The 14,223-nt window shown below is 37.3% G+C and carries 12 protein-coding genes; all 12 read right to left on the bottom strand.

Annotation, left to right across the window (positions count from 1 at the left end; genetic code table 11):
• Window positions 1–14: 14 nt before the first annotated feature.
• On the bottom strand, window positions 15–812 hold the full coding sequence (locus H8S01_RS10480; protein ID WP_330605588.1) for an ABC transporter permease: 798 nt from the start codon (window positions 810–812) through the stop codon (window positions 15–17).
• A 56-nt stretch (window positions 813–868) separates the two neighbouring features.
• The gene (locus H8S01_RS10475; RefSeq protein ID WP_186837159.1) at window positions 869–1,795 is read right to left on the bottom strand and encodes a glycosyltransferase family 2 protein; all 927 of its coding nucleotides are present in this window, start codon (window positions 1,793–1,795) and stop codon (window positions 869–871) included.
• Window positions 1,796–1,807: 12 nt separating this feature from the next.
• A complete protein-coding gene (locus tag H8S01_RS10470) occupies window positions 1,808–2,947 on the bottom strand; it encodes a glycosyltransferase (protein WP_186837158.1) in 1,140 nt (379 codons plus the stop codon).
• A complete protein-coding gene (locus tag H8S01_RS10465) occupies window positions 2,948–4,816 on the bottom strand; it encodes a polysaccharide biosynthesis protein (RefSeq protein WP_186837157.1) in 1,869 nt (622 codons plus the stop codon).
• Between the two features lie 8 nt (window positions 4,817–4,824).
• Complete coding sequence (locus H8S01_RS10460; protein ID WP_186837156.1) at window positions 4,825–5,850, bottom strand: glycosyltransferase family 2 protein; 1,026 nt, start codon at window positions 5,848–5,850, stop codon at window positions 4,825–4,827.
• A 13-nt stretch (window positions 5,851–5,863) separates the two neighbouring features.
• Window positions 5,864–6,553 carry a sugar transferase gene (locus tag H8S01_RS10455; RefSeq protein WP_186837155.1) on the bottom strand — a complete coding sequence of 230 codons (690 nt, stop codon included), beginning with the start codon at window positions 6,551–6,553 and terminating at the stop codon, window positions 5,864–5,866.
• Between the two features lie 2 nt (window positions 6,554–6,555).
• Complete coding sequence (locus tag H8S01_RS10450; RefSeq protein WP_186837154.1) at window positions 6,556–7,752, bottom strand: DegT/DnrJ/EryC1/StrS family aminotransferase; 1,197 nt, start codon at window positions 7,750–7,752, stop codon at window positions 6,556–6,558.
• 87 nt (window positions 7,753–7,839) lie between these two features.
• On the bottom strand, window positions 7,840–9,156 hold the full coding sequence (locus tag H8S01_RS10445; RefSeq protein ID WP_186837153.1) for a PEGA domain-containing protein: 1,317 nt from the start codon (window positions 9,154–9,156) through the stop codon (window positions 7,840–7,842).
• Window positions 9,157–9,200: 44 nt separating this feature from the next.
• Window positions 9,201–10,205 carry a hypothetical protein gene (locus tag H8S01_RS10440; RefSeq protein WP_021866480.1) on the bottom strand — a complete coding sequence of 335 codons (1,005 nt, stop codon included), beginning with the start codon at window positions 10,203–10,205 and terminating at the stop codon, window positions 9,201–9,203.
• Window positions 10,206–10,273: 68 nt separating this feature from the next.
• The gene (locus H8S01_RS10435) at window positions 10,274–11,503 is read right to left on the bottom strand and encodes a CCA tRNA nucleotidyltransferase (RefSeq protein WP_420323506.1); all 1,230 of its coding nucleotides are present in this window, start codon (window positions 11,501–11,503) and stop codon (window positions 10,274–10,276) included.
• Window positions 11,504–11,608: 105 nt separating this feature from the next.
• The gene (proS, locus tag H8S01_RS10430; RefSeq protein WP_186837151.1) at window positions 11,609–13,048 is read right to left on the bottom strand and encodes a proline--tRNA ligase; all 1,440 of its coding nucleotides are present in this window, start codon (window positions 13,046–13,048) and stop codon (window positions 11,609–11,611) included.
• A gap of 39 nt (window positions 13,049–13,087) precedes the next feature.
• Window positions 13,088–14,197: an AI-2E family transporter gene (locus tag H8S01_RS10425; protein WP_186837150.1), complete on the bottom strand. Its 1,110-nt coding sequence runs from the start codon at window positions 14,195–14,197 to the stop codon at window positions 13,088–13,090.
• Window positions 14,198–14,223 lie beyond the last annotated feature (26 nt).

Below are 14,223 nucleotides of genomic sequence, written 5' to 3'. Positions count from 1 at the left end.
TTTCTCTTTGAACATTACATAACATCTGCAAAATGCGGTTTCATTTTAGTGAAAACCGTTCTTCCTATAATAAACATAATTATTACAACAGCCCAGAAATACACTGTCTGCAACGGATGTTCCCAAAATCCAATATGGCGGATAAGAGAATCCCTGTATCCTTCAACAATATAATACATTGGATTAATTTTAAGAATTGGTCTCATAAACGCTGGATACTGTGATTCAGAAAGCATAATCGGAATAACCCACATTGCATACTGCATTATAATTCCCACTATCTGTGCCATATCCCTGAAAAATACATTTATCGCACTTGTCAGATAAACCAGTGCAACCGAAAAACAGAACACACCGATTGAATAATATATCATCTGGAAAGCATATGGTGTTGGAATCTTTCCATACACAATATAAATGGCAAGTACGAGTACAATAAAGAAACAATGCACAAAGGCTGCCGATACAATCTTTATAAGTGGGATTATATCTATGTTAAACTTCATTTTCTTTACAATATATCCATACTCAATGAGGCAGTTCGTACTTGTATTCATTGCGTCATTCAAAAAAAACCAAGGGCACATACCTGCTATGAGCCATAACAAATACGGAAAATCAGGCATTTCCGGGAGCGGTCTTGACCTCAATCCCTTTTCAAATACTATCCAATAAATAGATACAATAACCACCGGCTGTGCAAAGGCCCATATTAATCCGAAATATGAACCGGCAAATTTGTTTTTAAAATCATTTTTTGCCAAACGCAGTATCATCTTTCTGTCTTTAATAATCGACTTTAAACTGTTCACTTTCTTAATCTCCATTCTTCATGCGACTATTTCACTGTTGTCTTACAGTGATATTATCAAAGTTTTCCCGTAAGCACAAGAAATGCGGCTACCCTGTTATCATTCTTATTCTGTCTGAAAACAGACTTCATACATAATACCTTAATTCTCAAAAAAATATTTTTCTTTGAGGCAACCAATAACTGTGCTGTTTTTCTCTTATTTGTATCCAAATATTTACCATATATGTCAAGAAAGCTTTCTATCTGCTTATAGACCTCTCCACGCTTTGAAAACAACTGCTTAAATCTATATTTCCAAAGACTTGTCTTGTCGTTAATATCTCCATACGCATTATCGTTATGCTGTCTATATTTTATATATGGTATTTCGTCATAATACAACATTCCAAGCGAAGTTGCAATCAAATATATCCACCAGTCATGCATAACCGTATACGCAGGTGGATTTTTACGTATCATATCTTTTAATTTTTTATTTATTACACATGTACAACCTGTACATAAATTTTCTACCAAAGCATTTTCCCATACTGTTCTGGGATTTTTAAATGTACTGACAGCCGTCACCTCAAGTTTTTCGTTTGTTATTTCTTTTGCACCGCAATATGCAATCGGAATATTTTCCCCGTTTTTACTGCTCATCTGTTCAAGTCTTTCCACTGCTTTTTCGATTTTGTCTTCATGCCAATAATCGTCCTGGTCCGAAAAAGCATAGTAGCTGGCATCCGGTGCTTTTTTTATAAGTTCAAAGAAATTACCTATCGCCCCAAGATTCTTTCCCTCGTTATCTATAACTTTAATTCGATCGTCCTTTTTTTCGTATTCTTGTATTATTTTTACAGTATTGTCTTTTGAACAATCGTCTCTTATAATAAGCTGCCAATTTCTATATGTCTGCTGTATAATACTATCAAGCTGACATTTCAGATACTTTTGTCCGTTATAAGTTGCCATTAATATTACTACTTTTTTCTCTGTCATATTCACTGCCTTTCAACACCTGTGAGCCAGTCTAATATATATCTTTTCAAGTCTTTTTGCCTGACTTGAAATCTCATACCCTGCATTTTTGACATTTTGTGCACCGAGTAGTCTCTTTTCTGAATTCAGTTTATCATTAAACGACTGTTCTTTTTTTAATATAACATCTACCCATTTGTCAATATTTTCTTTGCCTATATCAACAAATCCAACATTATCGGTAAATTTAACTTCTCTTGTTATCTCACCCGACAGAACACAGTCAAGTCCCGAAGCCTGAGCTTCGACACAGACAACAGGAAGTCCTTCATATCTTGAAGGCATCGCAAACAAATCCATAGCCTGCATATATTTTGACGTATTATTGGTTATTCCCGTAAATATTACGTTTTCTTCAAACCCTTTATCCCTGACTTTCTGCTTTATGTCTTCAAAAAGCTCACCGTCTCCGATTAAGAGCAGGACACTTTTCTTGTTTTTTGCATATACTTTTTCAAATACTTCCAATAAATATTCGTGATTTTTCTGTGGTGCGAATCTTCCAACATGGCCTATAACAAATTTATCTTCAATTCCCAATTCTTTTCTTGTTTCTTTTCTTACATTTTCATCAAATTCAAACAATGATGTATCTATGGCATTGTTTATAATACATACGCCTTCTGATGTATGATATAGGTATTTTGCCGCCTTTTTGCTGCATGCGAATCTCACATTTGCATAAAGAAGACCATAGTTGTTAAGGATATAATTTCTGAACTTTTTAACTGCCAAGTCAGCACCTTTTGCATTATGACTGTGAAGTATACGACATCCGATCCCATATTTTTTCGCTGCCTTAAAATATATAAATGCTGCATTTGGTTCATGACCATGTATAACGTCATACTCTCCCTTGTGTTCCGAAATTATTTTTTCAATTTCTTTTTTTAAAGTTCCGTTTATAACATTTTTTCCACATAATTCACTTACCTGGTATATTATTGAATCATTTTTTTCACAATATTCTTTTACATCTTCCGGAACAGGCTTAAATGTTATAAAGTCGAAATTAACCTTGTCATGATTCATATACTTATAATAATTAAGCAGCATAGAGCTTACACCGCTGTTTAATCCCATATCCTCAATAACCTGTAATACCTTTATCATTTACTGATTTGTCTGCGGATGATACGTATCCACAACCTCCATAATCTTCTTTCTTATATCTGCCGAATCTTCTGCATATGCCATTTCTTTTAACTCTTCAAGCTTTTCATAGAAATGTTCTTTGTCAAATTCGATTGGTCTGCCTATGTGAATAAGTTTGTTATCTGTGTCCTGCATGCCCTCTTCATTCATGAGAAGCTCTTCGTAAAGCTTTTCACCGGGACGCAGACCTGTATATTTGATTTCCATGTCAACACCGAGCGTGTAACCCGAAAGACGTATTAAGTTCTTTGCAAGATCGTCAATCTTTACCGGCTCACCCATATCAAGAATAAATATCTCGCCGCCTTTGGCATAAGCTCCCGCCTGAAGGACGAGTGATACCGCCTCCGGAATTGTCATAAAGTATCTGATGATATCAGGGTGTGTAACGGTAACAGGACCTCCCGCCTCAATCTGTCTTTTAAAGAGCGGAATAACCGAACCATTGCTTCCAAGCACGTTTCCGAATCGAACAGCAACGAAATCTGTCTTTGATTTCTCATTAAATGACTGGATTATCATTTCACAGATTCTCTTTGTTGCACCCATTACATTTGTAGGATTAACAGCCTTGTCCGTAGAAATCATAACAAACTTCTTAACTCCATATTTATCAGCCATCTTTGCAACATTCCATGTTCCGACAACATTGTTCTTTATAGCCTCATTAGGGCTTACTTCCATGAGCGGAACATGCTTGTGTGCTGCCGCATGATAAACAATATCAGGCTTGTACTGTTCAAATACCGATTCAAGTCTTGATGTATTTCTTATTGAACCGATAAGTGTAACCACATTTGCATCAGGATATTTTATTTTTAATTCCTGTTGTATGTCATAGGCATTATTTTCATATATATCAAATATAACAAGACATTTCGGCTTGTGGCTTACAAGCTGTCTGCAAAGTTCGGAACCAATTGAACCGCCTCCTCCTGTTACAAGCACTGTCTTGTCTTTAACATAACCCATAATTGATTCTATATCAACTTTTACAGGGTCTCTTCCAAGCAAGTCAAGAACATCAACATTTCTTAAATCCTTAATGTTAATCTCGCCGTCAACCATCTGGTAAACGCCGGGAAGAATCTTTAAGTTACATGATGTTTCTTTACAGATATTAAGAATCTCCCTCTTATCCTTAGTTGATGCTGAAGGAATAGCGAATATTATCTCATCGATGTCATAATATCTTGCATACTCTTTTATATGGTCTCTTGTACCTACAATTTTGACACCTCGGATATACTTTCCAACTTTTCCTAAATCGTCATCTATTATACAGACCACCTTTGAGTTGTCGAGGTATCTCGAATTGGAAATTTCTCTCATTAGCACACTTGTTGCCTCTCCGGCACCGATAATCATTATCTTTAACTGTTCCGAGGTATGTCTGTATTCATTAATAAGCTGCCTTAAAAGCCTGTACATAAAACGGCTTGCACTCATTGCAACTATAAGAAATACTCCTGATGTAAAATAACATGAACGTGGAAGCATCCATCCCATAAAAGATGTCACGCAAAGATGTGCCAGCTCTGCAACAACGCAGGCTTCCACAATTTTATAAAGTTCTGCGATACTTGCATACTGCCACAGACTGTGATACATCCTGAAACACCAGAATATTATAAGCGTCACGATTGTAAATGGAATAACATTTACAATGTACTTTTGTATATATTCTTCCGGAACACTTGCTATATTTATCTCAAAACGCATAATCAGTGAAAGAAATACTGAACCATTTATGAGAATAATATCCGTTATAACCAAAAAAATTCTTCTTACAAGGAGCTGTATCCTGTCTTTTCTTGTATCTCCCATATCTTTTCCTATTTCCTTTCACCATCAGTCTTACTAAGTAAGCCTTTTAATGTTCCAACTCCGTAACTTACATGAAGCAATAAAAACAAAAATGGCAGTGCCACATTTGTCATATTTTTCTTTTTGCCTGCTTTCATCACCGAAAATGCTGACATTACTGCTGCCAGAAGTCCATAAGCAGACCACATCAACTTTGTAAGTTTTTTTGCAAGCCTGTTAAGCGGCATACATATTTTCTGGCCTGTTCCGATTACCGACATTATAATTGCCGATACAAAGGCAAATGGCACAAAATGATATAATGACAAACATTGCGGACATATTTTTGCTGTTTTTCCAATCCACAATCCATTGGAATATTTCTGTTTTAACATCTTAGGAAGACTGCTTCTTATATGCTGATATGAGATAATATCAGGGTCGAAGCAAAGTTTAAATCCTGCTTCCCTCATTCTGTAATGAATCTCATTATCTTCCGTGCGTGCAAGATTTTCATTAAAAAAACCGACCTTATCAAAAACTTGTCTTCTGTACGCAGCATGAAACATTGATTTTACATATGTTTTTCCCGGATTGTTCCTGTATGGAGCTATACTTGAGCCAAACATGCTGCTCTCCGCAAGCAGAAGCGTATTCTTCCACGGAGTCTCTTCGTCTATAATCACAGGTCTCTGTCCACCGCATATATCCTCTCCGCTCTCAAGAACACACACATTTTTGCTCACGAAATCCTTAGGAATCTCGGCATGTGCATCTACTTTTATGATTGCATCGCCTTTATATTCCCTGAGTGCTACATTCCAGCCTGACGGTAGTGTTCTCTTAGGATTATCAAGCACCACAACTCTTCTGAAATCATCTTTGTATTTTTCCTTGAAATTATCAAGATGTTTTTTTGTATTATCAGTTGATGCCCCATCAACAAGCACAACTTCCATATCATTATGATTGTAATCCTGTGCGGCTATATCGCCAAGAATTCTGTCAATTGCATTTTCTTCATTATATGCAATTACACACATTGTAATAAACATAATGTCTCCAATCCTACTTCCCGATTACAGAATAAAAAGTATTCCATAAAATGCTACAGTCATCAACCAGTCCAAATTTTCTTAAACTTTCAAGATTATATTGCATTTTAACAGGAAGAATCTGCTCTACATAAGTCTTATCGGCATTTTTTGCATCCTTCAAAAGCTTATCCTCATCCTTGTATGCAATGCTTGTCCTCGATGTAAGTCCTGCAGGAAGAAGCAGTGTTGCATACATCTCAGGTGTATAATGCTTAACATATTTCGGCACTTCAGGTCTTGTCCCAACAAGTGTCATATCACCAGCTATTATATTTAAAAGCTGTGGAAATTCATCAAGTCTGAATTTTCTTAAAAATTTACCAACCTTTGTTATTCTTGCGTCACCTGCCACTGTAACCTGGCTTCCGATACGTGAAGCATTATTTACCATAGTTCTGAATTTGTAAATCTTAAAAATTCTTCCATACTGCGTAACTCTTTCCTGCCTGAAAAAAACAGGACCTTTTGAGTCTAACTTTATCATTGCTGCAATAGCTGCCATAGGAATTGCAAGAAATACAAGCATTATTAATGAAACTATGACATCAAATACCCTTTTTGCACGAAACCAGCCTCTTCGCTGTGCGATTATATTATAATATTTTCTGACCTCACGCGTTCTCATACGGTCAGGCAGCTCATTCCACTGTCTTAACTCCATAATTAAATCTTCCTTAATCTGTTAAAATTCTCAATGATATACTCTGTCTGCTCATCTGTAAGACATGTGTGAAGCGGAAGTGTAATTTCATTTTTATACATCTCGTATGAATTTGGGAAATCTTTTATATCAAATCCAAGGTTCTTGTATGCCGTATGCATAGGAAGAGGTTTGAAATGGACATTAGTTGCAATACCTGCCTCTGCCATTGCTGTTATAAGGGAATTTCTCTTTTCTTCATTATATGGAAGCACTCTTACAAGATAAAGATGTCCACTTGAAATATTACCGCCATCAAAGTGTTTAAGTGTCATTATATCATCATCTTTAATCCACTCATCATAACGCTCAATAATCTCTTTTCTTCTCGCAAGAAGGCCCTTATAACGCTTCTGCTGTACAAGGCCTACAGCGGCAAGAATATCTGTCATATTACATTTGTAATAAAGTCCCTTTATGTCATATTCCCATGCACCTAACTTTGTCTTTGCAAGTGCATCTTTTGACTGTCCGTGAAGCGTAAGAAGCATAAGATTATGATAAATCTCCTCATCATCAACACCCGGCACAGGTCTCCATACAAGTCCGCCACCCTCAGCTGTCGTAAAATTCTTAACAGCGTGAAATGAAAAGCTTGTAAAATCAGCACATTCTCCACTCATCTTTCCATTCTGTGAAGCACCATATCCATGTGCAGAATCAGCAAGAATTAAAATATGTCCCAATGCTTCCTGCATCTTTGAAGAAGGTCTAAAAAGACTCTTCTTTGATTCAACAATAGCTCGTATACGGTCGTAATCAACCATAACACCGCCCAGATCAACAGGTATGATTGCCTTTGTATTTTCATTAATCATACTCTCAACCGCAGCATAATCAATGTGGAATGTTCCTTTTTCTACATCCACAAGACGCAGTGTCGCACCAACATGACATACAACACTGGCACTGGCAGTGTATGTATATGCCGGCACAATAACTTCATCTCCCGGTCCTATCTCAAACAGGCGTAGTGCCATCTCCATACATGATGTTGCCGAATTAAGGCATACACCTCTGTTTGTATGCGTAAATTCTGCCATCTTTCTTTCAAGTTCCTTAGTCTTTGGTCCTGTTGTAATCCAGCCGGAACGCATAACCTCGGCAACTGCTTCTATCTCTTCTTCTGTTATATCAGGTGGTGAAAACGGTATATTCATAATATCCTCCTTGTTTTTCAAAGAAAAATCCCAATGTGCATCTTTGATGCACTATGTCTCCTAGCGAGGAGAGGATTTATCCTCCTTCTATTCTTTCTTTGTCATATCCGGAAATGCATAATTCAAATCTCCGCTGCTGTTGGCAATAGAAATAGAATAACTAATTGTATTATATCCATTCTGCGTAAGAGTTATAGTCTTTGTACCCGACTTTTTCTCAAATGAACACGGCACAATTCCAACATATACGCTGTCTACATAAAGTGCTGCACCTGCAGGTGCTGTTACATTTACCTTGTAACCACTTGTTGATGCTGCAGTCGTTGATGAACTGCTGCTCTTAGTCGAGGCTGACTTAGATGTCATATCTATAACTTTTGTAGAATAAGCCGAACTTACTGTAAATGTCTCTGTATATGCTTCATAATAATTAGCTGCCAGTGTCAGGACATGACTGCCAAATTTCAACATAACAGGTTCTGTATAATCCACTTCCTCGCCGTCAATCGTCATGACAGCATTTGACGGAGTAACTTTAAAATTAACAGCTCCCTGCTCATCAACCGGAAGCTTATATTCACTGAAATCAACCGTTGTCTCTTTATTTTTCTCAACCGTAACAGTCTTCTTTCCGCTCATGGTTCCTGCATCAAGTTCAAGGTCATATGTTCCGGTTGCTGCAGTAACAAGCATATTATCAGTCACACCTACAAGCTGGCTCTTTCCTATACTTGCATATCCGCCCTCAAATGCACTTACTCCTGTGAACTTAATATATCCGTGTCCTACATCAACTACAATTGAGTAAACCGTACTATCAACACCTCTTAATATTACAGTATCCTGTTTTACAATCTGGGAAATAGATATCTTTTCATTATCTGACAAAATCACCGATTTCTGTGCATATACAAGATTAGTTGAACCAATCGTAATCTTTCTTGTGCTTTCATCAAAATCAAGCCCTGTAATCCCGGTTCTTTCCCACGCATCCTTTGCACCGTAGATTGTCAGTGCTGTTCCTTTTTTATCACATGTAACTTCGTATATCTCACCCGGCTTCATGTTGGATGGTGCTATCTTTGTTCCATATTTTGTCTGAATATCAGTTCCCCCCGTATATGGAACTTCATATTCTATTCCTGATGAATTTTCAACAAATCTCATCTTTTTGGCATCTTTATCTAATGAAGACAAAACACCTTCTATTGTAATTTCATTTGTTTTTGCATTTACAGGTGCATCCGTAATTGACTTTGTCGGTGCCGGAAGTATTGAGCTTCCCGGTATGACAGAACTTGTTTTTTTCGAGCCGCAGCCTACAAGACCTGACACAGAAATGACAACAATCATCATAACGGAAACTGCCTTATATATTATATTAAAAAATACATTTTTGTTCATACGTACTCCAATTCAAAATCTATCCGTACTTGTAAGCTATATTATCACAATACACCTATACTTGCAAGAAATTCCAGCCTGCGGCTGTTTACGGATGTAACTGCTTTCAGTTTTTCAACACTTTTGGGTGGTATCCATGCCTTATTCATATTGTAATAATAATTGATTATCTTCCAGAATTTTTCCGGAAATGAAAAAAGCACTCCTAAAAGCTCCAAATCAATATCAGATACCGGTTTTACTTTGTCATATTCATCAAGCATTTTGTATGCCGTCTGAATATCCCACTCATATTTTTCAAGAATTTTTCTCATAAACTGGTACAAATCACTTATCTGACATTCATTGCGGCACTTCTCAAAATTCGTGACAAATACAGTGCTTCCGCAAAAACATACATTATGATATGTATAGTTGCCATGTACAAGTTCACCGCTAAGCTGTGCCTGCAAAAAACGTTTTTTTAATTTATCATCGCTCATTTTACGGACAGCATTCACCGCCTCACTGTAAAATGAACCTATATTTCTATATGCAATATTTTCAAACTCAGATTTCTTTTTCTTATTTTTAAGATAATTGGATGCCTGTTTCAGTTCTTTCATATGACGCACATAATTATCCGCAAGCCTCATGTTTTCTGCTACAGGATTAACATCCATCTCCCTGAAACACACTGCCGCTTCATCAAGTGATGTATGCAGCCTTGCAAGCGTTGAGACACCGGCCGCTATATCCGAAATATCATTCACATTACACTCTCTTGCATCAACCCAGTTTTTCAGTATATACCGTCTGCCATCCTCCTCATTCTCACTCACAAGCCCGCCCTCTGCATTTCTTATATATGTATCAACATTAATAAATCCATTATGTGCAATGGTTTTAGTAATTATGTCTTCTCTTTCATAATATTTATCAGGATGATTACACTCGAGAAACAGCTTCACTCCCTGATTTGTAAAGAGCAGCATTCCTCCTCTTCCACGCATAGTTTTATACACATCTATATCATACTGTTTTAATACATCCAGTGATTTTTCATTCATTATAAACCTCCACACTTCCATATGTCTGTCTTATCATATGAAAGCTGTGGAGGAAAAATACCCTAAAGTTAATTAAGATGTTCTATTAATGCTATAAGTGTTGCTTTATCATTAAGACGTGGATTTTCTATTACAACGCCAAGAAGTTCATTGAGTGTCTTCCCTATTTCAGGACCTTTAAGTCCATATTCCATCAAATCATTTCCCGTTATATCAAGGTCTTTTATACAGATACAGTCACCTCTTTTTGTAATCTCATCATACATAGCCCTGAGAACGATAAGGTGTTTTTTCTTGCCAGCAAGCTTTATACCGGTAATTTCTTCCTTTGTGGCAATTATGGCCGCCTCATGCTCAAACATCATCTGTATGAGTTCTCTTCCGTATTGGTGGACTGCCTCTCTTAATGCCGGTTCATTTTCTTCTATTGTTACTTTTGAATTAGCAACAAGTTTTGTAACATGCTCCACCGTATAATTATCAAGTTTCAATTCCCTGAGCGTCTTTCTTACATTTTCCGGTTCAAGCGTGTTAAGAAGTGCTGCATATCTGAAAACAGGCTGTTTTTTAGAAAATTTCAACATTGTAAGTGCATTTCTTGAATATCTTCCGCCAAGCACCCGGCCGATATCCGGAAGCACATATTTAAACAGCCCTGTCTCATAAAATCTCATTACATAACCGGGGTTATCCGACAACAATGTTTTTACAAGCTCAACCTGTATGCGTTCCATGCTGACATGGCTTATTGATGGTGACAGCTTTGATATTGCATTGTATGTATTTTCTTCAATATCAAATCCGAGCTGGGCAGAGAATCGTATTGCACGCATCATTCTCAAAGCATCTTCCGTAAAACGCTCTTTTGCATCTCCCACACATCTTATAATACCTTTGTTCAAATCATTTATTCCGTCAAATTCATCAACAAGGCCTGTGCTGTCATTGTATGCCATTGCATTAATTGTAAAATCACGTCTTTTTAAATCATCCTTTAAATCTGATGAAAATTCGACATTTTCAGGATGACGGCAATCCTTATATTCCCCGTCAATACGGTATGTAGTTATCTCATAACCGGTTTTGCCTATCATCACGGTAACAGTTCCATGCTGTATGCCTGTATCTATTGTTCTTGCAAATATTTCTTTTATCTGTGAAGGCAGTGCTGATGTCGTTATATCCCAATCCTGCGGTGTTCTGCCAAGAATACAGTCACGGACACAGCCACCGACAGCAAATGCCTCGAAGCCTGCCGCCTCTATCTGTTTTATTATATCCTTAACCTCCTGCGGCATCACAATATTGTATTTATCCATACATTACCTCATTTCCACAAATTTTAATCTTTTATAAAAGGCGGGCTTTTGCCCGCCTTTGTCTTTATCTATATTAATAATCTTTTAGTATGCTTTACCCCAGTAAACCATCTTCTTTGCCGGCTTTCCGCAGCATACACATACATCTGAAAGATGTTCCTGTGCAAATGGCATACATCTTGAAGTAGCAGTTGTATCTTCCTTAATCTTATCCTCACATGCCTGGTCACCGCACCACATAGCCTTAACAAATCCAGGTTTATTAGCAACTATATCCTTAAACTCATCATAATTTGTTGCAACATAAGTATGCTCATCTCTGTGCTTTCTCGCACGTTCAAGCATCTCAACCTGCATTGCATCAAGAATCTCTTTAATCTTATCAGCAAGTTCAGAAATATTAACTGTAATCTTCTCTCTTGTATCTCTTCTTACAACGATAGCCTGACCAGCTTCAATATCTCTTGGTCCCATCTCAACTCTTACAGGAATACCACGCATTTCCTGTTCTGAGAACTTCCATCCCGGATTCTTATCAGAATCATCAACCTTAACACGAAGTCCTGCTGCCTTGAGTGTATCCATAACCTCAAATGCCTTATCAAGCACGCCTTCCTTCTTCTGCATGATAGGAATAATATCAACCTGAACAGGTGCAACTCTAGGCGGAAGAACAAGACCTGAATTATCACCGTGTGTCATAATTACAGCTCCGATAAGTCTTGTTGTAACACCCCATGATGTCTGATGGACATATTTTAGCTTATTATCTTTATCTGTATACTGGATACCAAATGCCTTCGCAAATCCATCACCAAAATTATGGCTTGTACCTGACTGAAGTGCCTTGCCATCATGCATAAGTGCTTCAATTGTATATGTAGCCTCAGCACCGGCAAACTTTTCTTTATCTGTCTTACGTCCCTTGATAACAGGTATTGCAAGAACTTCCTCACAAAATGATGCATATACATTGAGCATCTGCTGTGTTCTTGCTTCTGCTTCCTCAGCTGTAGCATGTGCTGTATGGCCTTCCTGCCACAAGAACTCTCTCGAACGAAGGAATGGTCTTGTCTCTTTTTCCCATCTTACAACTGAACACCACTGGTTATAAACCTTTGGCAAATCTCTGTATGACTGTACTTCATCTTTATAGAAATCACAGAAAAGTGTCTCTGATGTAGGTCTTACACACATTCTTTCCTGAAGTGGATTAAGACCGCCGTATGTCACCCATGCAACTTCCGGTGCAAATCCTTCTACATGATCTTTTTCTCTCTCAAGAAGGCTTTCAGGAATAAACATTGGCATGTATACATTCTCAACACCCGTCTCCTTAAATCTTCTGTCTAATTCATTCTTTATATTTTCCCAAATGGCATATCCAGCGGGCTTAAATATCATACATCCCTTTACGCTTGAATAAGACATAAGTTCTGCCTTCTTACAAACGTCTGTATACCACTGTGCAAAATCAACATCCATTGATGTAATTGCCTCTACCAGTTTCTTATCCTCTGCCATGTCTACCTCCGATTTTGCTGTTACTTTACAGCTTATATTTCAAGTATTTTTTAGTGTACCACGTTCAATCTCTATTTTCAAGTGAAGTATCAGTGCTTTCATTATACAATATGAAACAGGGCCTAATATAAATCCCATTATGCCATATATCATAATCCCCAGAAATATTACCATAAGCATGACAAACGGCGGAATCCCCGTTTTGTCTCCCAGGCACTTGCTCTCCATTATCTCACGCACAAAATATGTCACAACATACGCACTTACAAGAACTGCTGCCGATGTCACATTTTTATTAACAAGTTCAAATAATGCCCACGGAAGAAGAACTGTTCCGGTTCCGAAAACGGGAAGCATATCCACAATACCTATAAGTATGCCAAGCACAACTGCATACGGATTTTTTATTATAAGCAAAGCAATTATACATAGTATTGAATTAATAACCAGAATTAATGCCTCTATTTTAAAATATACATGTATAAGCCTGTATAACGAATCAGATACAGCTTTTATTTCCATGCGAAAAACATTTTCCTTTTTCCAATCCCTCACGTTGTCAATCACAACCGAAAGATACACAACTGATATAAAGCAGATAATTACCGAACCTGTAACTGTAATTGTTTTTATTACAGCAGGAACCGAAATTGTCACAACTTTAGTCATAATCTGTGAAACACCGCCATTATCGACAGTTTTTTCAAATTTTTCCATACATCGGCATATAAAATCAAGGCATTGTCCGTCCGAAAGTCCAAGCCATCCATCCATATTAAAACAGATTCTTGCGGCGGTCTGCCTGAATGTCACCATATTATACTCATAATTTTTTATAAATGACTTTATCTCAGCCAGTCCAAAATACGCTGCCAGTCCGATTCCCACACACAAAACTGCCGAAAACAAAATAACTATAACAGCCGACGCAATCATTTTTCTGCCCTTGAACACCCTTGCGAGTCTGTTTACAGGCTTTTCAATCATTACTGCCACAGCATATGCAATCACAAATGGTGCAACAAAAGGAAAAACATATTTAAAGCCAGCAATTACAGATACCGTAATAATTACGATTCCACTTATATACTGCAACTTCTGCCTGTTTGTCCAATATGCTTTTTCATAATGCTTCCCGGTTTCCTGCATCTGCCCTGCCCCTTCTATAATAAGTT

Source organism: Lachnospira hominis (ex Liu et al. 2021) (assembly GCF_014287955.1).
GTDB lineage: Bacteria > Bacillota > Clostridia > Lachnospirales > Lachnospiraceae > Lachnospira > Lachnospira hominis.
The sequence above is the reverse complement of the archived record's forward strand: the minus strand, read 5'-3'. Positions and strand labels throughout refer to the sequence as shown.